Source organism: Cupriavidus oxalaticus (assembly GCF_004768545.1).
Lineage (GTDB): Bacteria > Pseudomonadota > Gammaproteobacteria > Burkholderiales > Burkholderiaceae > Cupriavidus > Cupriavidus oxalaticus_A.
Genome location: NZ_CP038634.1, coordinates 570,491 through 595,240, shown reverse-complemented (window position 1 = coordinate 595,240; position 24,750 = coordinate 570,491). Strand labels below are relative to the sequence as shown.

Here is a 24,750-nt window from a genome sequence, read left to right as displayed (position 1 = left end):
GTTTCCCGGGAAAAGTTCGGACACCGTCTGTTACAGCCTGCTGCGGCACAAGATTCACATTGTGCCGCCTGACGCTCAGTGGGCTTCGCCGCGCGCGCGCCGCGCGTGGCGCCGCTGCCGCGCCAGCATGTTCAGCCCTTCCACCGCGGCCGAGAACGCCATCGCCGTATAGATGTAGCCCTTCGGCACATGCGTGCCGAGCCCTTCGGCGATCAGCGTCATGCCGATCATCATCAGGAAGGCCAGCGCCAGCATCACAATGGTCGGGTTGCGGTTGATAAAGTTGGCCAGCGGCGTGGCGGCGAACAGCATCGCCATCACAGCGGCGATCACCGCTACGAACATGATCTGGACATGCTCGGTCATGCCAACCGCGGTGATGATGCTGTCGATCGAGAACACCAGGTCGAGCACCAGGATCTGGCCAATCGCGGCGGCAAAGCTGTGCGCCACCTTGCCGGTGCCATTGTGTTCGCCTTCCTCGCCGGCGGTGACGTGGTGATGGATCTCTCGGGTGGCCTTCCATACCAGGAAGGCGCCGCCGGCGATGAGGATCATGTCGCGCCACGACAGCCCCTGGCCAAGGATCGTGAAGACCGGTTCGGTCAGCTTGACGATGACGGCGATGGTGGCCAGCAAGCCAAGGCGCATCAGCAGCGCCAGGCTGATGCCGACCTTGCGCGCCTTCTCGCGCATCTCTGCGGGCAGCTTGTTGGTCAGGATCGAAATGAAGATCAGGTTATCGATCCCCAGCACGATTTCCATGGCCACCAGCGTGGCCAGAGCCGCCCAGGCGGCGGGGTCCTGCAGCAAAGCCAGCGACGATTCCATCAGTGGGCTCCGGTGTTGGTAAGCAACCGGCGCCCGGGCATCGTTCCAGGCGCACGAAGCTTCATGTTAGCGCAGCGCCGCTTGCCTAAATGTGTCCGCAAAGATAAAGGTTGTTTTGCGGCTCAGTGGAATATAGTATGTGATATATCAAAAAATCCAATCGAGCCATCAAGGAGACAGCAAATGAAAGTGTGTATCTACGGCGCGGGCGCCATCGGCGGCTATGTCGGGGCGCAGCTTGCGCGCGCGGGGGCCGATGTCAGCTTCGTCGCGCGCGGCCCGCACCTGGCGGCGATGCAGGAACACGGCGTGCGGCTGCTGATCGACGGCGAGGAGCGCGCGGCGCGAGTGCGCTGCACCAGCGATCCGCGCGAACTGGGGCCGCAGGACTACGTCTTCATTACGCTTAAGGCGCATTCGGTGCCGGGCGTGGTAGACCTGATCCAGCCGCTGCTGGGTCCGGAAACCGCGATCGTGACCGGCGTCAATGGCATTCCTTACTGGTATTTCTACAAGCACGGCGGCGAGCTGGCGGGATCGACGCTGGAAAGTGTCGACCCGGGCGGCCGGCAATGGCGCGGCTTCGGGCCGGAGCGCGCGATCGGCTGCGTGGTCTATCCGGCTGCCGAAATCATCGCGCCCGGCGTGATCAAGCATGTGTATGGCAAGAAATTCCCGCTGGGCGAGCCGGATGGCAGCCGTTCGGCCCGCGTGACCCGGCTCAGCGAAATGATGATGGCGGCCGACCTGGAGGCGCCGGTGCGCGACAACATCCGCGACGAGATCTGGCTGAAGCTGTGGGGCAACCTTTGCTTCAACCCGATCAGCGCGCTGACCCATGCCACGCTCGATGTCATTACCTCGGACCCGGCCACGCGCGCGCTGTCGCGCCAGATGATGGTGGAGGCGCAGGGCATTGCCGAGCGCTTCGGGGTCAAGTTCCGCGTCGACGTGGAGCGGCGCATCGACGGGGCGGGAGCGGTTGGGGCGCACAAGACCTCGATGCTGCAGGACCTGGAGGCGGGGCGCGCCATGGAAATCGATCCGCTGCTCACGGTGGTGCAGGAAATGGGCCGGCTGGTCGGGCAGCCGACGCCGATGTGCGACGCCGTGCTGGGTTTGATCAAGCAGCGCGACTCGATGGCCAAGCTCGCGGCGTAACCGCTGGCGTTGGCTGGTGACGGGAGCGGCTATGGGTCTGGCCCTCCCGCCCGAGCGGGCGGCGCCCATGTTGCGCCTGGCCCGCTTTTGGGCAAGAAATGGCAAGACGATTGTGATATACCATATACGACAGACCGCGCACGCTGACGGTGCCGATGCATGACCGCAACGTATTGCTTGATGCATTTTCGTAATGAGTCGGGCGTTTTGCTAAGCTGTGCGGAAATGCGGCGGGCAGCCATTCCGGCCGCCGCGCCACCGGTCTCACACGAGCATATTCCATGTCTGCGCAACCACAATCCATCGTCCAGCCCAACGGGCTGACCTTGTCAGTGCAACCGATCAACGCCGGCGCGAGCCTGCGCGACCAGGCCTATGCCATGTTGCGGCAGGCCATTGCCGACGCCGATATCTACCAGTCGCACGACGAGATCCGGCTCGACGAACGAGTGCTGAGCGAAGCCATGGGCGTCAGCCGCACGCCGATCCGCGAAGCCATGACACTGCTGGAGCAGGAAGGCTTCCTGCGCACCGTGCCGCGCCGGGGCATCTACATCATGCGCAAGACCAAGCGCGAGATCGTCGAGATGATCCAGATGTGGGCGGCGCTGGAGAGCATGGCGGCGCGCCTTGCCACGCAGAATGCCACCGACCAGGAAATCGCCCAGCTGCGACGCATGTTCGACAGCTTCCGCGATTCGACGCCGGCGGAACATATCGAGGAGTATTCCGACGCCAATATCGCGTTCCACCAGGCAATCGTGCAGCTGTCCAGGTCGCAGATCATCATGGACACGATCCGCAATATCTTTATCCATGTGCGCGCGATCCGGAAGATGACGATCTCGCAGAGCGACCGGGCGGCAAGGTCGATCGTGGATCACCTGCGCATCATCGAGGCGCTGGAGAAGCGCGATACCGAACTGGCCGAGCGGCTGGTGCGGCAGCATTCGCTGGACCTGGCGGACTACGTGGAGAAGCACTGCGACTTCCTCGACTGAGGCGAGCAGGGCAGGGCAAAACGGCGGACTTCGGTCCGCCGTTTTTGTTTTGTGCAGGCATCGATGCATTTCGCCAGATGGTATGTGATATATCAATGTGAGAATCCAGTGCCGATGTCTGCGGCATCGCCCGCACTAAGCGTCTCTTTTTCTGCTTATGCTGCGGCGCATCGTCGATATTTCTGCTGCGACTGCCAATCTCCTCTTGCTCTCTTCTGATATATCACATACCGTATGTCATCAAGAGCTACAAAATCAGCGGTTAAAAGGAGACTTTCGCAATGGAAACCAAGGCACTGCAAGGTGTTCGCATCCTGGACATGACCCACGTCCAGGCAGGCCCGTCGGCCACGCAGCTGATGGCGTGGCTGGGCGCGGACGTGATCAAGGTGGAGATGCCCGGCCGCGGCGACATTACCCGCAGCCAGCTGCGCGACGTGCCCAACGCCGACAGCCTGTACTTCACCATGCTCAACTCCAACAAGCGCAGCCTGACGCTGAACATGAAGACGCCCGAAGGCAAGGCGCTGCTCGAAGACCTGGTACAGCGCAGCGACGTGCTGATCGAAAACTTCGGGCCCGGCGTGCTGGCGCGCGCCGGCTTCGACTGGGAGCACCTGCAGGACCTGAATCCGCGGCTGGTCTATGCGTCGATCAAGGGCTTCGGCCCGGGGCCGTACGCCGACTGCAAGGCGTATGAAAACGTGGCGCAGTGCATGGGCGGCTCGGCCTCGACCACCGGCGATGCCGAAGGCGTGCCGACCGTGACCGGCGCGCAGATCGGCGACTCGGGCACCGGCATCCATTGCGTGGTCGGCATCCTGGCCGCGCTGCTGCAGCGCGAGCATACCGGCCGCGGGCAGCGCGTGGAGGTGGCGATGCAGGATGCGGTGTTGAACCTGTGCCGCGTCAAGCTGCGCGACCAGCAGCGCCTGGACAACGGCCCGCTGCGCGAGTACCCGAACCAGGAGTTCGGCGACCACGTGCCGCGCGCCGGCAATGCCTCGGGCGGCGGCCAGCCGGGCGCGGCGCTGCGCTGCGCACCGGGCGGCCCCAATGACTACGTCTACGTCATCATCCAGCCGCAGGGCTGGGAACCGCTGATGCGCCTGTGCGGCCGCGAGGACCTGATCACCAACCCGGACTACGCCACGCCCGAAGCGCGCCTCAAGCACCTGGCCGACTGCTTCGCCGTGATCGAGAAATGGACCAGCAAGGTCAGCAAGTTCGACGTGATGGCCGCGCTCAACGAGGTGGATGTGCCGTGCGGACCGATCCTGTCGATGAAGGACCTGATCGAGGACCAGTCGCTGTACCAGCGCGGCTACCTGGTCGAGCTGGAGCATCCTCAGCGCGGCAACTACGTGCAGCTGGGCTGCCCGATCACGATGTCGGCATCGCCGGTGGAGGTGGAGCGCTCGCCGCTGCTGGGCGAGCATACCGACGAGATCCTCGAATGGCTGGGCCGCACGCCCGCGCAGATCGCGGCGATGAAGCTGGCCGGGGCGGTATGAGGCGGTAGCCCGGGAGCGGGTGTGTGAGCGTACCGATGTCATTCCCGCGCATACCCCCCGGGGCACGTGGGCGGGAATCCAGCGACGTCTCTTGAAGTCACTGGGTTCCCGCCTGCGCGGGAACGACGGGCGGACGCGCCAGCCCTGATCTCATTCCCATTTCCCTTTACAAGATCCTGCAACCGATATCGGCGCAGGCAGGCCCGCCTTTGCCTGCGCAAGGAGCATTGCCGTGCAAACCTGGATACGCTTTCGCCGCGCCGACGGCAGCATCGGCCATGGCCGTCTCGATGGCCCTGACCAGAATCGCGTGGTCGAATACGATAGCGACGGTTTCAACCATCCCGCGCCCACCGGCGCCGTGCACGAGCGCGCCGCGCTGACGCTGGTCGCGCCATGCCAGCCCGGCAAGGTGGTGGCGCTGTGGAACAACTTCCACGCGCTCGCCCGCAAGCTGGAAAAGCCGGTGCCGACGCACCCGCTGTTCCTGATCAAGCCGGCATCGTCGCTGGCCGGCCCTAACGACGCCGTGCAGCGCCCCAAGAGCTACGACGGCAAGATCGTCTACGAGGGCGAGCTTGGCATCGTCATCGGCAAGAAGGCGCGCAATGTGCCGGTGTCGGAGGCCGGCGACCATATCTTCGGCTACACCATCGTCAACGACGTGACCGCGGCCGAGCTGATCGCCGCCGATCCCAATTTCCCGCAATGGACGCGCGCCAAGGGTTTCGACACCTTCGGCTGCGTCGGCCCGGCCATCGTCACCGGCTTTGACTGGCGCGCCGCCAGCGTAGTCACGCGGCTCGACGGCGTAGAGCGGCAGAACTATCCGCTGTCGGACATGATCTTCTCGCCGGAAGAGCAGGTCAGCCGCATTTCGCAAGACCTGACGCTGATGCCCGGTGACGTGATTGCCGTCGGCACCTCGCTGGGCGTGGGTTCGATGAAAGACGGCGCCGTGGTGGAGGTGTCGATCGCGGGCATCGGCTCGCTGGTCAACCACGTGCGCGGCTGAGCGCGACCCAACCCAAAACTCGATACGGTGAATGCCATGCCAATGACGATCGGTGTGCCCCGCGAGGTCCACCCGGGCGAGCGGCGCGTTGCCGCCACCCCGGACTCGGTCAAGGAACTGCTCAAGCTCGGCTACCAGGTCGCGGTAGAGACCGGCGCGGGCCAGGAGGCTTCGTTCTCGGACGACGACTACCGCGCCGCCGGCGCCGCCATCGTCGATGCGGCAAGCCTGTGGGCGTCGGTCGACGTGGTGGTCAAGGTGCGCCCGCCGCAGGTCCACCCCAGCCTGGGCGTGGAAGAGGCGGCGCTGCTGAAGAAGCATGCCACGCTGATCGGCTTTGTCTGGCCGGCGCAGCAGATGCCGATGCTGGAGCGGCTGGCGCAGCGCGGCGCCACGGTGCTGGCGATGGATTGCGTGCCGCGCATCTCTCGCGCGCAGAAGCTGGATGCGCTCAGCTCCATGGCCAATATGGCGGGCTACCGCGCGGTGATCGAGGCCGCGCATGCCTTCGGCCGGCCCTTTGCCGGGCAGATCACCGCCGCGGGCAAGATCCCGCCGGCGCGCGTGCTGGTGATCGGCGCGGGCGTGGCGGGGCTGGCGGCGATCGGCGCGGCGCGCAGCCTGGGCGCGGTGGTGCGCGCCTTCGACACGCGCCCGGTGGTGCGCCAGCAGATCGAGAGCCTGGGCGCCGAATTCCTGACCGTCGAGATCGAAGAAGACGGCAGCGGCAGCGGCGGCTACGCCAAGGAGATGAGCCCCGCCTTCATCGAGGCGGAGATGCGCCTCTTTGCCGAGCAGGCGCGCGAAGTCGACATCATCGTCACCACCGCGCTGATCCCCGGCAAGCCGGCGCCGAAGCTGCTGGAAGCCGGGACGGTCGGGCTCATGCGTGCCGGCAGCGTGGTGGTTGACCTGGCCGCCGAGCAGGGCGGCAACTGCGTACTCACCGTGCCGGGCGAAAGCGTGCGCCGCGGTGGCGTGACCATCATCGGCTATACCGACCTGCCGAGCCGGATGGCGGCGCAGTCGAGCCAGCTCTACGCCACCAATATCCGCCACCTGCTGACCGAGCTGACGCCGGGCAAGGACGGCCAGCTCGTGGTCAACATGGACGACGAGATGATCCGCGGCGCCACGGTGCAGCACCAGGGCGCGGTGACCTGGCCGCCGCCGCCGCTGACGGTGGCGATACCGCAGCAGCAGGCGCCGGCCGCGTCGCCGCCGGTGGAGGCGGAAGCCCCCCCGCCGCGCAACCGCACCGGAGTGACGCTGGTCGCGCTGGGGCTGGCGGCGATTGCCCTGCTCGCCCTCGGGGCAGTGGCGCCGCCCGCGTTCATGGCGCACTTCACCGTGTTCGTGCTGGCGATCTTCGTCGGCTACCAGGTGGTGTGGAACGTCACCGCCGCGCTGCACACGCCGCTGATGAGCGTGACCAATGCCATCAGCGGGATCATCGTGGTGGGGGCGCTGGTGCAGCTGGGCAAGCCGTCGCTGCTGACGGCGGTGATCGCGGGCTGCGCGGTGCTGGTTGCGACCATCAACATCGCCGGCGGCTTCCTGGTCACGCAGCGCATGCTGAAGATGTTCCAGCGCGACTGAATACAAAGGCAAAGGAGACCGAGCCATGCCTTCCGGCATCAGCAATATCGCTTACCTTGGCGCCAGCGCGCTGTTCATCCTCAGCCTGAGCGGGCTGAGCCATCCTGCCACCGCCAAACGCGGCAACCTGTTCGGCATCGCCGGCATGGTGATCGCGGTGGTGACCACCGTGCTGGCCGGCACGCCCGACGGCGTTCCCATCATCATCGGCGCGATGCTGGCGGGCGGCATCGCCGGCGCGGTGCTGGCCAAACGCGTGGAGATGACGCAGATGCCGCAGCTGGTGGCGGTGCTGCACAGCTTCGTCGGGCTGGCCGCGGTGCTGGTCGGCTACGCCAACTACCTGGAGCCGACCACGCTGGCCGGCGCGGAGAAGGCGATCCATGAGGTCGAGACCTACCTCGGCATCCTGATCGGCGCGGTCACCTTTACCGGCTCGATCATCGCCTTCCTCAAGCTGCAAGGCACCATGGGCGGCAAGCCGATGCTGCTGCCGGGCCGCCACGTACTCAATGCCGGGGCGCTGGCGGTGTGCGTGTGGCTGGGCTATGCCTTCCTCAGCGCGCCGGATGTGCAGCAGGGGCTGGTGCCGCTGGCAGCGATGACGGTGATCGCGCTGCTGGTCGGCGCGCACCTGGTGCTGGCCATCGGCGGCGCCGACATGCCGGTAGTGGTGTCGATGCTGAACAGCTACTCCGGCTGGGCGGCCGCGGCGACCGGCTTCATGCTGGGCAACGACCTGCTGATCATCACCGGCGCGCTGGTGGGGTCGAGCGGCGCCATCCTCAGCTACATCATGTGCAAGGCCATGAACCGCAAGTTCCTGTCGGTGATCCTGGGCGGCTTCGGCGCGGTGCAGGCGCAGGGCGCGGCGGCGGAGCAGGGCGAGGTGCTGCCGGTATCGAGCGAGGAAGTCAGCAGCCTGCTCAAGGATGCCAACGAGGTCATCATCGTGCCCGGCTACGGCATGGCGGTGGCGCAGGCGCAGGGCACCATCAGCGAGATCGCGCGGCGGTTGCGTGCGCAGGGCGTCAACGTCCGCTTCGGCATCCACCCGGTGGCCGGCCGCTTGCCGGGGCACATGAACGTCCTGCTGGCCGAGGCGCGCGTGCCGTACGACATCGTGCTGGAAATGGAAGAGATCAACGACGACTTCGAGAAAGCCGACGTGGTGCTGGTGGTCGGCGCCAACGACATCGTTAACCCGGGTGCGCTGGAGGACCCTGCCAGTCCGATTGCCGGCATGCCGGTGCTAGAGGTGTGGAAGGCCAAGACCGTGGTGGTGTCCAAGCGCAGCATGGCAGCGGGCTACGCGGGGGTCGACAACCCGTTGTTCTACAAGGACAACACGCGGATGTGGTTTGGCGACGCCAAGGGCAGTGTCGATGCGCTGCTGCGACAGCTGGAGGAAACGCCGGCGTAGGGGTTTTCCACGGGCGGGGATGCCACCGGTGGTCCTCGATGCCATCCCTGCACCCAAATTCATGCCATTTCCGCGATATATAAACAGTCATGAATAGATACGATAAAAAACTTTAAGCCAAGACTAATTAAGCCTCAGTTAGCATCAATCCACAGATTCATGCTGCAACAAAGCCAGGCGCCGCTGTGGGCCAGGGGCAGGCATGAGAAGTTGAGGATCCCGCAAGTCATTTCAGAAGGCCTTAAAGCGCCTCAAAACGTTGTATGTAATATATCTATTGGCTGGAAGTCGCAGGCTAATCGCTAGCGAATTGAACTCCTGCATCTGTGCAAAGGGAGAATGATTCCCACAGATTAAGAGTTGTGCCGATTTGAGCGCAGATAGAAGCTGGTTTGCTGCGGTGCACTGACGAAAGTTCGTCGCAGAGTAGGAAAAGAGCTTGCCGTTATCTGATATATCACATACCGTATGTCATCAAGACCGGTTGAACGAACCGGCAGAGGTTGAAGCAAGGGGATAGTCCCCGCGCACCACGAACACGAGTTCAACGAGGAGACCAAGCATGTCCGAAGTCGTAGCGAAGCGGGCCGAGACACCACCGCGGCAGACCCCCTGAAGTAGAAGAAATCCAACCCCAGTCAATTCGTATAGAAGGAAGCAACCATGGCAGAAGTTGGAAACGAGCTGCAGCGTCACGCCGCGGAAGAACATCAGGCACAGACCGATGGTTTTCATCTGGTCATCGACGCGCTCAAGCTGAACGGCATTGAAAACATCTACGGCCTGCCCGGCATTCCGGTGACCGATCTGGCTCGGCTGGCGCAGGCCAACGGCATGCGCGTCATCAGCTTCCGTCACGAGCAGAATGCAGGCAACGCGGCAGCGATTGCCGGCTTTCTCACCCAGAAGCCGGGCGTTTGCCTGACCGTGTCTGCGCCGGGCTTCCTGAACGGGCTGACGGCACTGGCGCATGCGACCACCAACTGCTTCCCGATGATCCTGATCAGCGGCTCGAGCGAGCGCGAGATCGTCGATTTGCAGCAGGGCGACTACGAAGAGATGGACCAGCTGGCCATCGCCCGTCCGCACGCCAAGGCTGCCTTCCGCGTGCTGCACGCCGAGGACATCGGTGTCGGTGTCGCGCGTGCCATTCGTGCCGCCGTGTCGGGCCGTCCGGGCGGTGTGTACCTGGACCTGCCGGCCAGGCTGCTGGGCCAGTCGATGGAAGCCGAGAAGGGCCGCAAGTCGCTGATCAAGGTGGTGGATCCGGCCCCGCGCCAACTGCCTGCGCCGGACTCGGTCGACCGTGCCGTCGCGCTGCTGAAGGGCGCCAAGCGCCCGCTGATCCTGCTGGGCAAGGGTGCCGCGTACGCACGCGCCGAAGCGGATATCCGCGCCCTGGTCGAGAAGACCGGCATTCCGTACCTGCCGATGTCGATGGCCAAGGGCCTGCTGCCCGATACGCACCCGCAATCGGCCTCGGCCGCGCGCTCGTACGTGCTGGCTGAAGCCGACGTGGTGATGCTGGTCGGCGCCCGCCTGAACTGGCTGCTGTCGCACGGGAAGGGCAAGACCTGGGGTGGCCCGAAGCAATTCATCCAGATCGACATCGCGCCGACCGAGATGGACAGCAACGTCGCCATCGCCGCGCCGGTGGTGGGTGACATCGGTTCGTGCGTGTCGGCGATCCTCGGCAAGGTCGGCAACGACTTCGCGAGGCCGCCCGCCGAGTGGCTGAACGCGGTGGATGAGCGCAAGGACAAGAACCTGGCGAAGATGGCCGAGACCCTGGCCAAGTCCAGGGATGCCGCGCCGATGAATTTCCACGGCGCGCTGAGCGTGCTGAAGGATGTGGTCAAGGCGAACCCGGGCATCTCGTTCGTCAACGAAGGCGCCAACACGCTGGACTACGCCCGTGCCGTGATCGACATGTACGAGCCGCGCAAGCGCCTGGACGTGGGTACCTGGGGCGTGATGGGCGTGGGCATGGGCTACGCGGTCGCCGCGGCGGTCGAGACCAGCAAGCCGGTGCTGGCGCTGTGCGGTGACAGTGCGTTCGGTTTCTCGGGCATGGAAGTCGAGACGATCTGCCGCTACAACCTGCCGGTTTGCATCGTCATCTTCAACAACAACGGCGTCTACAAGGGCATCGACAAGAATCCGACCGGCGGCAAGGACCCGGCGGTCACGACCTTCGTGCCGGGTGCGCGCTACGACAAGATGATGGAAGCGTTCGGTGGCGTCGGCGCCAACGTTACCACGCCGGCGGAACTCGAAGCCGCGGTGAACGAAGCGCTGCGGTCGGGCAAGCCCACGCTGGTCAACGCCGTCATCGACCCCGCTGCCGGCACCGAAAGCGGTCGCCTGACCAACCTGAATCCGCAAAGCTCGGCCAAGAAGTAATCGATCCGAATTTCACCCCCTAATCCAATAGGAGACGAAAGTGAACCTCCCACTCAACGGCATCAAGATCATCGACTTCACGCACGTCCAGGCCGGTCCCGCGTGCACGCAGCTGCTGGCGTGGTTCGGCGCAGACGTCATCAAGGTGGAACGCCCCGGTTCCGGCGATGTTACGCGCACGCAGCTGCGCGACATCCCCGATGTCGACGCGCTGTACTTCACCATGCTCAACAGCAACAAGCGTTCGCTCACGCTGGATACGAAGAAGCCGGAAGGCAAGAAGATCCTGGAACAGCTGATCCGCGAGTCGGACGTGCTGGTCGAGAACTTTGGCCCGGGCGCGCTGGATCGCATGGGTTTCTCGTGGGAGCGCATCAACGAGCTGAACCCGAAGATGATCGTGGCTTCGGTCAAGGGCTTCAGCGACGGCCACCACTATGAAGACCTGAAGGTCTATGAGAACGTGGCGCAGTGCGCGGGCGGCGCGGCCTCGACCACCGGCTTCTGGGACGGCCCGCCGACGGTGTCCGCCGCGGCGCTGGGCGATTCCAACACCGGCATGCACCTGGCCATCGGCATCCTGACCGCGCTGATCGGCCGCGACAAGACCGGCAAGGGCCAGAAGGTGGCCGTGTCGATGCAGGACGCCGTGCTGAACCTGTGCCGCGTCAAGCTGCGCGACCAGCAGCGCCTGGACCGCCTGGGCTACCTGGAAGAGTACCCGCAGTATCCGCACGGCTCGTTCAGCGACGTGGTGCCGCGCGGCGGCAACGCGGGCGGTGGCGGCCAGCCGGGCTGGGTGCTGAAGTGCAAGGGCTGGGAGACCGACCCCAACGCCTATATCTACTTCACCATCCAGGGCCACGCCTGGGAGCCGATCTGCAAGGCGCTGGGCAAGCCGGAATGGATCGACGATCCCAACTACAGCACCGCCAAGGCACGCCAGCCGCATATCTTCGATATCTTCAAGACCATCGAGGACTGGCTCGCCGACAAGACCAAGTACGAGGCGGTTGACATCCTGCGCAAGCATGACATCCCGTGCTCGCCGGTGCTGTCGATGAAGGAGATCGCCGCCGATCCGTCGCTGCGCGCCAGCGGCAGCATCACCGAGGTGCCGCACAAGGAGCGCGGCACTTACCTGACGGTGGGCAGCCCGATCAAGTTCTCCGACCTCAAGCCGGAAATCACGGGTTCGCCGCTGCTGGGCGAGCATAGCGAAGAAGTGCTGGCCGGCCTGGGCTACGGTGCGGACGACATCAAGCGCCTGCGCGAGTCCCAGGTGATCTGACGCCGCCCGCCCGGCGCATGTGCCGGGGCGTACGCCGGGGCCGCGCCAACTGCGCCGCCCCGGCGTTTTCGCTTGCAGCGCTGCCCCGTGCCGCGCTACCTTGATGGCTACATACCCCAACCGGCAATGACCGACAGAGAGGGAGTTCCCATGCCAGAACCCATCGACTACGCGCAGCTGGTGTCCGCCATCGGCGACGCCATCATCATCTCGGACGCCAAGGGCGCCATCACGCTGTGGAACCCCGCCGCCGAGCGCATGTTCGGCTACACCCAGGCCGAGGCCATGGGCCAGTCGCTCGACCTGATCATTCCCGAGCGGCTGCGCGGGCGCCATTGGGAGGGCTATGACAAGACCATGGCCACCGGCATCACGCGCTACGGCCATGACCTGCTCAAGGTGCCCGCGGTCGACAAGGACGGCAAGTCTCTGTCGATCGCCTTTACCGTGGCGCTGCTCAAGGATGACGCGGGGGCCATCACCGGCATCGTCGCCATAATCCGCGATGAAACCGTGCGCTTCCAGGAAGAGCGGGCGCTGAAGAAGCGGCTGGTCGAACTGGAAACTCAGGTCAAGGAACAGGCCTGATATCGCTGCATCCGGGCGGCCGGCTTGCCGGCCGCTTCCCGCATTTCGCTCCGTACCGCCTTGGCGTCGGCAATGCCATTGCGCGTTGTCGAAACCGCTGACTTCCGTCGACTGACTTCCCCCGGCATACCCCGCATCGTCTCCGCCGCGCGCTTTGCGCGCGCTGCGGGCTCACCCTTTGCGCGCCGTGTGCCGCACCAGCAGCGATCCCAGCGGCAGGGCCAGCCCGAAAGCCAGGTAGACCAGCGTCAGCATGCGCGGCGACAGGCGCCGCTCGAAGCCAGGCGTCAGGCGGTGCGGCGTACACGTCAGGTCCACCAGGCAGGCAAGGGCTGCCACGCCAAGACCGCCAAGCGCCAGGGTGCCCGCGGCGCCGCGCGCATGATGCCGTGCCACCGCGGTTTCATAGAACACGGCCCAGAACACCGACATCGCATGATGGATGACGTAGCCCAGCATGGTATGCCGGACCGACGGCCGGTTGGCATGCATGGCGCGTTCGCCCCAGATCCAGTGGCTGACCGCATTGACCGGCGCGAACGCACTGCCGCAATCGACGGTGCCGCCACGGGCGAGCATGCCGGTGGAGACCAGGCTGGCGCAGGTCCCGGAAATCGCCGCGCGGCGCAGGATGGTCGACGCATCCGCCGGGAAGTGCTGCCCGGTGCCGGCGGCTTCACCGGCCGGCATGTCTGTGCGGAAGTGGTGGCGAGTAGGTTCCATGTGGTGGCAGCGGTGCGGCACATGCCTGCGCTGGCCGCTGCGGAAGCGCCCGTATGGCGGCGACACCGTCATGGCAAGCGAATTTCATGCCGTCACCAAAGTGGGCTGCGCGCGCATGACGGCCGCCGCGGATCGGGTGCCGGTGATGACCGGTGTCGATGTGGTGGTCAACCCTGGTCCGGCGCGGCAAGCGAAGCAATCTCATTGCAGGGCGTAGCCCAGCGGGCTATGGTCACGAGCGCTCGGTGCCTATGCGATAAGGCGCTGCTTCAACCGCATCACGCGGATCGGCTGCGCAGGCAACTCGGTGCATTGGATCAGGCCATCCGGCCTGAAGACCTGGCTGGCCATTGGTCCGTCGTTGTCAATGGCCGCTGGCGGCTGACATTCAGGTTCGAGGGAAGAGATGCCATCGTCGTGGACTACCAGGACTACCACTGAAGGACCGCATCATGAATCGCATGCACAACCCGCCGCACCCCGGAACCGTCCTGGCCGAGTGGCTTGAAGGCGTGGACGACATGACCATCACGGCGTTTGCCGCGCATATCGGCGTAACGCGGGCAACGCTTTCGCGTATCCTCAACGGACACTCTTCGATTACACCTGACATTGCCATCAGGCTCGAAGACGCGCTGGGGGCAAGCCGCGAGATGTGGAGTGGCATGCAGATGGCCCATGACCTTTGGCTTGCGGCGCAGAAGCCTCGTCCCCGGATCAAGCGGCTGATCCGGCGGACAGTGGAAGATGCCGCTGCGTGAGCGCCGCCGCGAACGCCAAAGCCAATGTCGATGCCAATGTCGAGTCGGCAGTTCGCACCGCAATAAAAAGGCGAGGCCGCCAAAGCGCCTCGCCTGTAACCGATCGGACTGCTCAGTTGAGATGGCCGACCGCGCGCAGGTACTCGTTCTTTTTCTCGAAGATCAGCCCGCTGAGGAAGGCCGCATCATAAGCGGCGAGCAGGTGGGCGTGGTGCTCTTCAATGTAGCGGGCGACGCGGGCCTTTTCGCATTCGATGCCGCACAGCCATTCATACATCTCGGCGTCCCAGCGGAAACGCAGGCCCAGCTCGATGAAGGCGGCGTTATAGGCCGCGAGCTGCGTCTCGCGCGGGATGGGCCGGTTGTCGGTGCCGACCGTGATGGCGGCGGGGCGGCTGTCAGTCTGGACCTGGTTCATGGCTTGTCTCCTCGATACGCCGTAGCGGTGGGGTTGAGACAAGCATAGGGACGGCGAAGGATTTACGATAATTAAAGTTTCACTGCCAAACCATAATCCATTGTTTATGGATTGCTAGCCTAGGCTTCCAGTCGAATCAGTCCCTCCACGCCTGTAATCCGCTGGATCAGTCCGGCGCCTTCCTCCATCAGGAACTGCTTGAACGCAAGCGCCACCGGCGGCAGCCGCTTGTTCTTGCGATGCACAACGTACCAGTTGAGCATCACCGGAAAGCCCTCGATATCGAGCACGGCCAGCTTCCCCGCCTGCAACTCGAGCCCGACCGTATGCGCCGACAGGAAGGCGATGCCCATGTTGGCAATCACCGCCTGCTTGATGGTCTCCGTACTCTTGATCTCCATGGCAATGCGAAGGTTGGACAGCCGCCCGGCAAAGCCTTCCTGCATCGAATTCCACGTATCAGAGCCTTTTTCGCGCGAAACGAAGGCCTCGTCCGCCAATGCCGCCAGCGGGATGTTGCGCTTGCCGACCAGCGGATGGCTGGGCGCCGCGACGATGACGTAAGGGTGGGGCGCGAAGACTTCGTTGATGGTGTCCATGCCTTCGGGTGGACGCACCATCACCGCAAGGTCAGTCAGGTTGCCGGCTAGCTGGTGCAGCAATTCCTCGCGGTTGTGCACGGCAAGGTTCAGCGTCACGCCTTCATGGCGCTCCATGAACTCCGCCAGCAGCCGCGGAAAGAAATAGTCGCCGGCGCTGATCACCGCCACGTTGAGGCGCCCGCCGGAAATGCCCTTGAGTTGCGACATGGCGTCTTCGGCTTCGCGGAACTGCTGGATGATGCTGCGGCTGTAATGCAGCATTTCGTGCCCTGCCGGCGTCAGGTAGATCTTCTTGCCGAGTTGCTCGAACAGCGGCAGGCCGACATGGTGCTCCAGCTGCCGGACCTGGGTTGACACGGCCGGCTGCGTCAGGTGCAGCTCCTCGGCGGCGCGTGAAAAGCTCATATGGCGGGCGACGGTTTCAAAGACCTTCAGTTGCCGCAGCGTGGCGTTCCTCATTCAATCGTTCCGTGCAATATATAAACGGTCATCAATACAAACGATAAAAAACTTTATGCAGTCCTGATCTTAGATTCAAGTAGCATCAATCCCGGATTTGCATGCCGCAATGTCAGGCGCCGATCTCATCGCGACCAAGGGCCCACACCGAAGAGGCCCGGGAGGGTGTCCCATCCGGGACGCAGCTGGCAAGCACCAGGAGACAAGAACAGATGGCGCAATATGAAGCGGCGGCCACGCCCGCTCACGGAAATGTGAACGGCCGGGGCCTGCAGAATCGTTGGATCCCGCTCGCAATCGGCGTGGTATGCATGGGGCTGGTGGCCAACCTGCAGTATGGCTGGACCCTGTTTGTATCCCCGATGGACGCCAGGCATCACTGGGGAGCACTGGGCCCGATCGCGAAGGATTACGGGTTTGCGTCGATGCCGGTGACGCTGCTGGGGCTCACGTTGCCGCTGCTGACGATGACCTTGTCGATCGACAACCTGTGCAACGGCTTCACGCGGCCGCTGTGCGAGTTCCTGTCGGACAAGTTCGGCCGCGAGAGCGGGAATCTCGGCCAAGGTATTGCTGGCGCCAATGCGCAGGCGATTCATCACCGGGCAGGCCGAAGGCCTGCAGGTCGCGGATGCCGCCTATCTGCCACGAATCCAGAGAGAAGGAGACTAAGTTCCCCGGAAGAACGGCCTGCCTGCGTGCGGGCCGTTGCCATGACATCAGGCCAACGACCGCGCGACACCAGCAAATCCATACCCACAGCAACGATGGCTGCACACAGCCACGCCCCATCCAAGGAGACTGCCATGACCGGACCGCATGCATCGGTGCCCGCACCGCGACATCCCGCCGCGCCCGACCTCGGGTTGCGCCCGAGCCGCGCCGTGGCGTGTCAGGGAGGGCGGCCATGAATATCTCGCTGCCCCAATTGAAGGCCTTCGCCGCGGTGGCGCGGCACAAGAACTTTACGCGCGCGGCCGCCGAACTCGGCCTGACGCAGTCCGCGGTAAGCCGCAGCGTGCGCGAGCTGGAAGAAGAAATCGACCAGCGCCTGTTCGACCGCACTACCCGCCAGGTGGAACTGACCGACGCGGGCCTGCACCTGTCGCAGCGCATCTGCCACCTGATCGAAGAGGTCGAGCAGACGCTGCGCGACAGCCAGAGCGCGAGCCGCCCGTGCCAGGGGCTGGTGCAGATCGCGTCGGACCCGGTGCTCAGCTCGATGTCGTTGCCGGCTTGGCTGGCGGGCTGCCGGCAGGCGTGGCCCGCGATCGCGATCCACCTGAAGGACCGTTCGCAGGAATCTGTGCTGCAGAGCGTGCGCAGCGGCGAGGTCGACTTCGGCATCGCCACCGATCCGATTGCCGCCGATGACCTGTATTGCGAGCCGCTGTGCATCGATCCCTATCACGCGGTGCTGCCCGCGCAGCATCCGCTGGCCGCGCGCGACTCGGTAGGGTGGGGCGAGCTCAGCGATGCCAGCGTGCTGACGCTGGACCAGCAGTGCGGCGTGCAGCCGGCGGTGGAGAAGGCGCTCAGCAGCTACCACGTGCGGACCAGCTCGCTGCAGCTGCTCGGGCACTTTGCCGCGGTGTTCGGCATGGTGGCGCTGGGGCTGGGCATCGGCGTCGTGCCGTCGCGCGCGCAGGCGGGCGGGCTGAACCCGGCCGCCGTGATGCGGCCATTGCGGCCGCAGGTGACTTCGACAGTCATGCTGGTGCGGCGCAAGAGCCGGTCGCTGAAGCCCAACGCAGCCGCGATCTGGGACGCTTTGCGCGGCCTGGAGTACGAACCCCCGGCCACAGCGACCGCTGCGCGCCACGATACCACCACCGTGTGACGCATGCGGGATCGCCGTCCAACCGCTGTTGTATTGGAGCAAACTCTTTACTGATATATTACATACAGGATATTTACACATAGTGCGGCGCAGCATATAATGAAAACTCCTGACCACAACGCAACTGGAGTTTTTGAAATGGAAGTCGCACTGCTCTTCGTCCTTGGCCTGGCCGCGCTTGCCGGCGGTGTCGCCATGACCGTCATGCTGGCTACCCGCCTGCCGATGGACGTGCTGGTGACCGCGCAGGAACATGGCCGCTTTGCCGGGCTGGGATCGAGCCAGGAAAGCGACGGAGTGGGCCGCGCACGCCAGACGCGTGTCGTGCCTGCTGCCGGCGAACTGGCGTACGCCTGATCCGTGCCGGGCCGGCCCGTCCGTGCGTTCTGCGCATGGCAGGCGGGGCCCTGAGCGCGTTTGACAAGGATGTAGCGGCCGGCACCTTGTCGTAGACCCTGTCGTCTCAAGCCTGGCTTGAAGATCCTGCGGCCGCCATCTTTCCGCCCTTCGGTGCGCTGTTGTCCTGCGCGCTGTCCTGCTTCCCCGCCCCATCGTGAACCTCCCGCCAGGCTCTTATCACCGGCGCTTGCGTTCCCATCTTCCCTGACTTTCGGCTGAACCGTACCCGCATTCCGCTCCGGCATGCGAAGCGAGAGTCACGTTGGTCTGAATGTATCAAACTAGGGACTTTCCCCACCCGACCGTTTTCCCCGGTTTCCCCGGTCGCCAATCCCCGGCATGCTGATGGTTGCCCACCGGCGCGCCGATTGATGCGCCGGCTCAGGACAACTGCTTGATTTCCAAGGATTCCCGGTACCAGAGGCACGGTCTTTGATGCAACGCGCGCAATAGTGGCGCGGCAGCATCGAGCAGCCCGGCGCAGGTTGCGGACAGAGTTTGCTGCAGAGCCGCAACAAATACGCTTGACTTGGTTGATATATCACATACCGTATAGCACTAGAACGGCTAAGCTGTTCGAGACCGAGAGTCACGCAGAGGCGTCTTCAGGCGCCCAATCTTCCACCTTGGCGGCATGCCGCTATAAGGAGACATCATGGAACTGCAGCAAAGGGAGTCCACGTCGCGCTTTGCGTCGCCGTGGGTGCAATTGGTCTTCGGCGTAATCTGCATGGCAATGATCGCCAACATGCAGTACGGCTGGACGCTGTTCGTCAACCCGATCGACGATAAATACCACTGGGGCCGCACCGCGATCCAGGTGGCATTCACCATCTTCGTCGTGACGGAAACCTGGCTGGTACCGATCGAGGGCTACCTCGTCGACAAGTACGGCCCGCGCCCGGTAGTGGTGGGCGGCGGCCTGCTCTGCGCCGTTGCCTGGGCGCTGAACTCGGTGGCATCCTCGCTGCCGATGCTGTACGTCGCGGCGGCAATCGGCGGCCTGGGTGCTGGCGCTGTGTATGGCACTTGCGTGGGTAACGCGCTGAAGTGGTTCCCCAATCGCCGTGGGCTGGCGGCAGGGATCACGGCGGCCGGGTTTGGCGCGGGCTCCGCGCTGACCGTGGTGCCCATCGCCAACATGATCAAGACGTCGGGCTATGAAGCCGCGTTCCTGTGGTTCGGTCTTGGCCAGGGCCTGGTCGTGTTCATCCTGGGCATGGCCCTGTTCCCGCCGTCGGCCAAGATCCTGAGCGAGGTCAAGACCACGCTGAAGGCTGCCGCCACCTACAACGCTTCGCCGCGCGAGGTGCTGAAGTCGCCGATCTTCTGGGTCATGTACGCGATGTTCGTGATGATGGCCGCCGGCGGCCTGATGGCCACCGCCCAGCTCGGTCCGATCGCCAAGGACTTCGGCCTGCACGAGGCCCCGATCTCGATCCTTGGCCTGACCTTGCCCGCGCTGACCTTCGCACTGACCATCGACCGCGTGCTCAACGGCCTGACGCGACCGTTCTTCGGCTGGATCTCCGACCATATCGGCCGCGAACGCACCATGTTCTTTGCCTTCGGGGTCGAGGCCGTCGGTATCCTGCTGCTGTCGAAGTACGGCCACCATCCGGTTGCCTTCGTGATCCTGACCGGCGTGGTGTTCTTCGCCTGGGGTGAGATCTACAGCCTGTTCCCGGCCACCTGCGGCGACACCTTCGGGCCGAAGTTTGCCGCGACCAACGCCGGCCTGCTGTACACCGCCAAGGGCACGGCCGCGCTGCTGGTGCCGTTCTCCAGCGTGATCACGGCCGCCACGGGCAGCTGGCATGCGGTCTTCATGGTGGCCTCGGGCATGGCGGCATTGACTGCGATCATGGCGCTGTTCGTGCTCAAGCCAATGCGCGAAGCCCATGCCCGCAAGTATGTCCACGCCAATACCTCGGCACCGATGGGCTACCGTACCGTGCCGGAAGACCTGACCTGATGAAGAGAGCCTTGCGGCGCCTGCGGGCGCCGGTAGTAGCCGGGGCGGGCGGCCGCGATACCTGCACGGGCACCCGCCCCGGTAGCACAATACGAGAAAAATGAAGCACGACAGGAGGGTGGCCCGCGAGGCACCTTCCTGATCGGCCTTCCGACATCCACAAAAGATCCAGGCACCGCCATGAACCAGGTTGTCATCCCCCTTGAGGCGACCGGGCTCGGCCGGCAGCGCAAGCGCCGCCAGCCCAAGGGCCGCCAGGTCGACGCGGCCGCGCTGGCCGAAGTGCGCGTGGCGCTGGGCGACATGCCGCGCCGCCGCGACCTGCTGATCGAACACCTGCATTGCATCAACGACCGCTATGGCCAGCTTGCGATGCCCCACCTGGTCGCGCTCGCGAGCGAGCTGAGGCTATCGATGACCGAGGTGTACGAGGTCGCCACCTTCTACCACCATTTCGACGTGGTGCGCGAGGATGCGGACGGACAGATCGCGGCGCCGCCCGCGCTGACGGTGCGCGTTTGCGAGGGCATCGCCTGCGAACTGGCCGGTGCCCGCGCGCTGATCGACAAGCTGCCCGCCTTGCTCGGCACCGACGTGCGCGTGATCGCAGCCCCCTGCATCGGCCGTTGCGAGAAGGCGCCCGCGGCACTGGTCGGACAGAATCCCGTGGACGGTGCCACCGCCGACACGGTGGCCGCCGCGGTGCAGGCCGGGGCCGTGCGTCACGAGCCCGAGCCCCATATCGGCTACGGCGCGTACCGTGCAGCCGGCGGCTATGGGTTGCTGCAGTCGCTGGCCGACGGCACCCTCGATCCCGCCGCCGTGCTCTGCACGATGGAAGATTCCGGCCTGCGCGGCCTGGGCGGCGCGGGCTTCCCCACCGGCCGCAAATGGCGCATCGTGCAGAAGGAAGCCGCACCGCGCCTGATGGCCGTGAACATCGATGAAGGCGAGCCTGGCACCTTCAAGGACCGCGTCTACCTGGAGCGCGATCCGCACCGCTTCCTGGAAGGCATGCTGATCGCGGCGACGGTCGTGAACGTGTCGGCGATCTATATCTACCTGCGCGACGAATACGCCGGCTGCCGTGCGTTGCTGGCCGAGGCACTGCAGCAGCTGCGCGACGACCCGCCCATTCCCGGCCTGCCCGCGATCGAGCTGCGCCGCGGTGCAGGCGCGTATATCTGCGGCGAAGAGTCGGCGATGATCGAGTCGATCGAAGGCAAGCGCGGCATGCCGCGGCTGCGCCCGCCATATGTGGCGCAGGTGGGCCTGTTCGGCCGGCCCACGCTCGAGCACAACTTCGAGACCCTGTACTGGGTGCGCGACATCATCGAGAAGGGCGCGGAGTGGTTCGCCGCGCAGGGACGCAACGGGCGCAAGGGCTTGCGCTCGTTCTCGGTATCCGGACGCGTGAAGAAGCCGGGCGTTCACCTGGCGCCCGCGGGCATCTCCGTGCGCGAGCTGATCGACGAATACTGCGGCGGCATGCTCGACGGCCATGCCTTCTACGCCTACCTGCCGGGCGGCGCGTCGGGCGGCATCCTGCCCGCGTCGCTGGGCAATATCCCGCTCGATTTCGACACGCTGCAGCCGTACGGCTGCTTTATCGGCTCGGCCGCGGTGGTGATCCTGTCGGACCACGACAGCGCCACGCAGGCGGCGCGCAACCTGATGCACTTCTTCAAGCATGAGTCGTGCGGGCAATGCACGCCGTGCCGCACCGGCACAGCCAAGGCCCTCGACCTGATCCACCAGCCGAAGTGGGACCTCGCCGCGCTGGACGACCTGTCCGCGGTGATGCGCGATGCATCGATCTGCGGGCTGGGGCAGGCCGCGCCCAATCCCGTCGACTGCGTGATCAAGTACTTCCCGCACGAACTCGCGTGAGAGACTGACATGAATGCACTGACCCGCGCCGAACGCGCGCTTGTCGAATCCGCCGAGCCGGCCGTCACCTTCACGCTCAACGGCCGTGAAGTCACCGCGCAACCCGGCGAAAGCCTGCTCAGGGTGGCGCAGCGCGAGGGCTTCGACGTCCCGCACCTGTGCTACAAGGACGGCCTCGAAGCCGCGGGCAACTGCCGCGCCTGCATGGTCGAGATCCAGGGCGAGCGCGTGCTGGCCCCGTCCTGCTGCCGCTATCCCGCCGAGGGCATGCAGGTCCAGACCGAATCAGAACGCGCCCGCCGCGCCCAGCGCACCGTGCTGGAGCTGCTGCAGTCGGACATGCCGGAAGCGGAATACACGCGCCACAACGAACTCGACCAGTGGGCGACGAAGCTGGAGGTAGGCAAGCCGCGCTTTGCGCCGCGCGAGCGCGTGGCGGCTGACCTGTCGCACCCGGCCATCGCCGTCAACCTCGATGCCTGTATCCAGTGCACCCGCTGCCTGCGCGCCTGCCGTGACGAGCAGGTCAACGACGTGATCGGACTGGCCTTGCGCGGCGATCAGGCCCGCATCGTGTTCGACATGGACGACCCCATGGGCGCTTCCACCTGCGTCGCCTGCGGCGAATGCGTGCAGGCGTGCCCGACCGGCGCGCTGATGCCGGCGCGCGACGTGGCCCTGGCCGTGCCCGACAAGCAGGTCGAATCGGTGTGCCCGTACTGCGGCGTGGGCTGCCAGCTGACCTACAACGTCAAGGACAACCGCATCCTGTTCGTGGAAGGCCGCGACGGCCCCGCCAACCACCAGCGGCTGTGCGTGAAGGGCCGCTACGGCTTCGACTACGTGCAGCACCCGCAGCGGCTGACCGTGCCGCTGGTGCGCCGCGAAGGCGTGCCCAAGCGCGGTGATTTCGTCATGGATCCCGACCATGTGATGGACGTGTTCCGCGAAGCCAGCTGGGAAGAGGCGCTGGCGCTCGCCGGCGGCAGGCTCGCGCAGATCCGCGACACGCATGGCAAGCGCGCGCTGGCGGGCTTCGGCTCGGCCAAGGGCAGCAACGAAGAAGCCTACCTGTTCCAGAAGCTGGTGCGCACCGGCTTTGGCAGCAACAACGTCGACCATTGCACGCGGCTGTGCCATGCCTCGTCGGTGGCGGCGCTGCTGGAAGGCATCGGCTCGGGCGCGGTGTCGAATCCGGTGATGGATGTCGACAAGGCCGAGGTCGTGATCGTGATCGGCGCCAACCCGACCGTGAACCATCCGGTCGCGGCAAGCTGGATCAAGAACGCCGTGAAGAACGGCACCAGGCTGATCGTGGCCGATCCGCGCCGCTCCGACCTGGCGCGCTTCGCCTGGCGCTTCCTGCAGTTCAAGCCCGATGCCGACGTGGCGCTGCTCAACGCGATGATGCATGTGATCGTCAACGAGGGCCTGGTGGACCGCGATTTCATCGACAGCCGCACCATCGGCTTCGACGAACTGCAGCGCAACGTTGCCGCGTACAGTCCCGAGCTGATGGCGCCGATCTGCGGCATCGACGCCGAAACCATCCGCGAAGTCGCCCGGCTCTATGCAACCTCGAAGAGCTCGATGATTCTTTGGGGCATGGGCGTTTCGCAGCACGTGCACGGCACCGACAACGCCCGCTGCCTGATCGCCCTGGCGCTGATGACCGGCCAGATCGGACGGCCCGGCACCGGGCTGCATCCGCTGCGCGGGCAGAACAACGTGCAGGGCGCCTCCGACGCGGGGCTGATCCCGATGATGTATCCCGACTACCGGCGCGTCGACGATCCGGTGGCGATCGCCAGCTTCGAAGCGCTATGGGGCATGCCGCTGGACCGCCAGCCGGGCCTGACCGTGGTGGAGGTCATGCAGGCGATCGAGCGCGGCGAAGTGCGCGGCATGTACATCATGGGCGAAAACCCGGCGATGTCCGACCCCGACGCCGAGCATGCGCGCGAGGCGCTGGCATCGCTCGACCACCTCGTGGTGCAGGACATCTTCCTGACCGAGACGGCGTACCTGGCGGACGTGGTGCTGCCGGCATCGGCGTTCCCGGAGAAGACCGGCACCTTCACCAACACCGACCGCACGGTGCAGCTCGGGCGGCAGGCGCTCGACCCGCCGGGGCAGGCGCGGCAGGACCTGTGGATCATCCGGCAGATGGCGGCACAGCTCGGGCTGGACTGGCACTATGACAGCGTGGTGGACGTGTTCAACGAGATGCGGCAGGCAATGCCGAGCATCGGCGGCGTGACCTGGGAGCGGCTGGAGCGCGAACATGCGGTGACGTATCCGTGCAAGGAAGAGGGCGATCCGGGCGAGCCCGTGATTTTCACGGACAGCTTCCCGACCGAAAGCGGCCGTGGCCGTTTCGTGCCCGCGGACATCATTCCGGCGGCGGAGCGCCCTGATGCGGACTACCCGATGGTGCTGATCACCGGGCGCCAGCTGGAGCACTGGCATACCGGCAGCATGACGCGTCGCGCCGGCGTGCTCGATGCGATCGAGCCGGACCCGGTGGCGCTGGTGCATCCGCTGGATCTCGATGCAATGGGCGGCAAGCCCGGGGATGTGGTCACGCTATCGTCGCGCCGCGGCGAAGTCACGCTGTATGCGCGCGCCGATGCCGGCACGCCGCGCGGCGCCGTGTTCGTGCCGTTCTGCTACTACGAAGCGGCGATCAACAAGCTGACCAACGCGGCGCTGGACCCGTTCGGCAAGATTCCCGAGTTCAAGTATTGCGCGATCAGGATGACGGTGGGCGGGCAGGTGCCGGTGCAGTCGAGCTATGGGGGCGGGCAGATATTGGAGCCAGCATCCGTCTGACCGGAAGGATGGTGGTGTTTCGCAT

General features: G+C 65.3%; 20 protein-coding genes and 1 pseudogene. 17 read left to right on the top strand and 4 right to left on the bottom strand.

Going from position 1 to position 24,750, the window contains the following annotated elements:
- Nucleotides 1-75: 75 nt before the first annotated feature.
- The gene (locus E0W60_RS02545; RefSeq protein WP_133094388.1) at nt 76-831 is read right to left on the bottom strand and encodes a TerC family protein; all 756 of its coding nucleotides are present in this window, start codon (nt 829-831) and stop codon (nt 76-78) included.
- 183 nt (nt 832-1,014) lie between these two features.
- Between E0W60_RS02545 and E0W60_RS02540 the strand changes: the two genes are divergently transcribed.
- The 9 genes from E0W60_RS02540 to E0W60_RS02500 all read left to right on the top strand — a co-directional run bounded on the left by E0W60_RS02540 (nt 1,015) and on the right by E0W60_RS02500 (nt 12,826).
- The gene (locus tag E0W60_RS02540; RefSeq protein ID WP_133094389.1) at nt 1,015-1,992 is read left to right on the top strand and encodes a 2-dehydropantoate 2-reductase; all 978 of its coding nucleotides are present in this window, start codon (nt 1,015-1,017) and stop codon (nt 1,990-1,992) included.
- Between the two features lie 281 nt (nt 1,993-2,273).
- Entirely contained in the window at nt 2,274-2,993 is a 720-nt protein-coding gene (locus E0W60_RS02535; RefSeq protein ID WP_029047003.1) for a GntR family transcriptional regulator, read from the top strand.
- Between the two features lie 281 nt (nt 2,994-3,274).
- Nucleotides 3,275-4,507: a formyl-CoA transferase gene (gene frc, locus E0W60_RS02530; RefSeq protein WP_135702915.1), complete on the top strand. Its 1,233-nt coding sequence runs from the start codon at nt 3,275-3,277 to the stop codon at nt 4,505-4,507.
- Between the two features lie 232 nt (nt 4,508-4,739).
- Nucleotides 4,740-5,522: a fumarylacetoacetate hydrolase family protein gene (locus tag E0W60_RS02525; RefSeq protein WP_135702914.1), complete on the top strand. Its 783-nt coding sequence runs from the start codon at nt 4,740-4,742 to the stop codon at nt 5,520-5,522.
- A 36-nt stretch (nt 5,523-5,558) separates the two neighbouring features.
- The gene (locus tag E0W60_RS02520) at nt 5,559-7,121 is read left to right on the top strand and encodes a Re/Si-specific NAD(P)(+) transhydrogenase subunit alpha (RefSeq protein WP_133094392.1); all 1,563 of its coding nucleotides are present in this window, start codon (nt 5,559-5,561) and stop codon (nt 7,119-7,121) included.
- Nucleotides 7,122-7,146: 25 nt separating this feature from the next.
- A complete protein-coding gene (gene pntB / locus E0W60_RS02515; RefSeq protein WP_133094393.1) occupies nt 7,147-8,544 on the top strand; it encodes a Re/Si-specific NAD(P)(+) transhydrogenase subunit beta in 1,398 nt (465 codons plus the stop codon).
- Between the two features lie 663 nt (nt 8,545-9,207).
- Nucleotides 9,208-10,947, top strand: a complete 1,740-nt coding sequence (gene oxc / locus E0W60_RS02510; protein WP_135702913.1) for an oxalyl-CoA decarboxylase — start codon at nt 9,208-9,210, stop codon at nt 10,945-10,947.
- Nucleotides 10,948-10,987: 40 nt separating this feature from the next.
- A complete protein-coding gene (gene frc, locus E0W60_RS02505) occupies nt 10,988-12,238 on the top strand; it encodes a formyl-CoA transferase (RefSeq protein ID WP_133094395.1) in 1,251 nt (416 codons plus the stop codon).
- A gap of 150 nt (nt 12,239-12,388) precedes the next feature.
- Nucleotides 12,389-12,826, top strand: coding sequence for a PAS domain-containing protein (locus tag E0W60_RS02500; protein ID WP_133094396.1), 438 nt, complete (start codon nt 12,389-12,391; stop codon nt 12,824-12,826).
- 171 nt (nt 12,827-12,997) lie between these two features.
- Here E0W60_RS02500 and E0W60_RS02495 read toward each other — a convergent pair whose 3' ends face one another.
- Nucleotides 12,998-13,549, bottom strand: a complete 552-nt coding sequence (locus E0W60_RS02495) for a hypothetical protein (protein ID WP_240745820.1) — start codon at nt 13,547-13,549, stop codon at nt 12,998-13,000.
- A gap of 70 nt (nt 13,550-13,619) precedes the next feature.
- Here E0W60_RS02495 and E0W60_RS36935 point away from each other — a divergent pair, with 70 nt between their 5' ends.
- Both E0W60_RS36935 and E0W60_RS02485 read left to right on the top strand, forming a co-directional pair.
- Nucleotides 13,620-13,766: a hypothetical protein gene (locus tag E0W60_RS36935; protein ID WP_165971461.1), complete on the top strand. Its 147-nt coding sequence runs from the start codon at nt 13,620-13,622 to the stop codon at nt 13,764-13,766.
- A 235-nt stretch (nt 13,767-14,001) separates the two neighbouring features.
- Nucleotides 14,002-14,310 carry a HigA family addiction module antitoxin gene (locus E0W60_RS02485; protein ID WP_135702911.1) on the top strand — a complete coding sequence of 103 codons (309 nt, stop codon included), beginning with the start codon at nt 14,002-14,004 and terminating at the stop codon, nt 14,308-14,310.
- Between the two features lie 112 nt (nt 14,311-14,422).
- On the opposite strand, the gene E0W60_RS02480 is transcribed toward E0W60_RS02485, so the two are convergent.
- Complete coding sequence (locus E0W60_RS02480) at nt 14,423-14,728, bottom strand: LysR family transcriptional regulator (protein WP_133094398.1); 306 nt, start codon at nt 14,726-14,728, stop codon at nt 14,423-14,425.
- A 119-nt stretch (nt 14,729-14,847) separates the two neighbouring features.
- On the bottom strand, nt 14,848-15,789 hold the full coding sequence (locus tag E0W60_RS02475; protein WP_135702910.1) for a LysR family transcriptional regulator: 942 nt from the start codon (nt 15,787-15,789) through the stop codon (nt 14,848-14,850).
- 389 nt (nt 15,790-16,178) lie between these two features.
- Here E0W60_RS02475 and E0W60_RS38285 point away from each other — a divergent pair.
- From E0W60_RS38285 to fdhF, 6 genes and pseudogenes are all read left to right on the top strand, one after another.
- Nucleotides 16,179-16,364 (top strand): annotated as a pseudogene (locus tag E0W60_RS38285) (oxalate/formate MFS antiporter); the annotation flags it as partial.
- A gap of 332 nt (nt 16,365-16,696) precedes the next feature.
- Nucleotides 16,697-17,629: a LysR family transcriptional regulator gene (locus E0W60_RS02465; protein ID WP_135702909.1), complete on the top strand. Its 933-nt coding sequence runs from the start codon at nt 16,697-16,699 to the stop codon at nt 17,627-17,629.
- A gap of 138 nt (nt 17,630-17,767) precedes the next feature.
- A complete protein-coding gene (locus E0W60_RS02460) occupies nt 17,768-17,986 on the top strand; it encodes a hypothetical protein (protein WP_135702908.1) in 219 nt (72 codons plus the stop codon).
- Nucleotides 17,987-18,683: 697 nt separating this feature from the next.
- Complete coding sequence (gene oxlT, locus E0W60_RS02455) at nt 18,684-20,003, top strand: oxalate/formate MFS antiporter (RefSeq protein ID WP_133094403.1); 1,320 nt, start codon at nt 18,684-18,686, stop codon at nt 20,001-20,003.
- A gap of 180 nt (nt 20,004-20,183) precedes the next feature.
- Nucleotides 20,184-21,893 (top strand): NADH-ubiquinone oxidoreductase-F iron-sulfur binding region domain-containing protein, encoded by a 1,710-nt coding sequence (locus E0W60_RS02450; protein WP_135702907.1) that lies wholly within the window; start codon nt 20,184-20,186, stop codon nt 21,891-21,893.
- Between the two features lie 9 nt (nt 21,894-21,902).
- Nucleotides 21,903-24,725, top strand: coding sequence for a formate dehydrogenase subunit alpha (gene fdhF, locus E0W60_RS02445; RefSeq protein ID WP_135702906.1), 2,823 nt, complete (start codon nt 21,903-21,905; stop codon nt 24,723-24,725).
- The last annotated feature ends 25 nt before the right edge of the window (nt 24,726-24,750 follow it).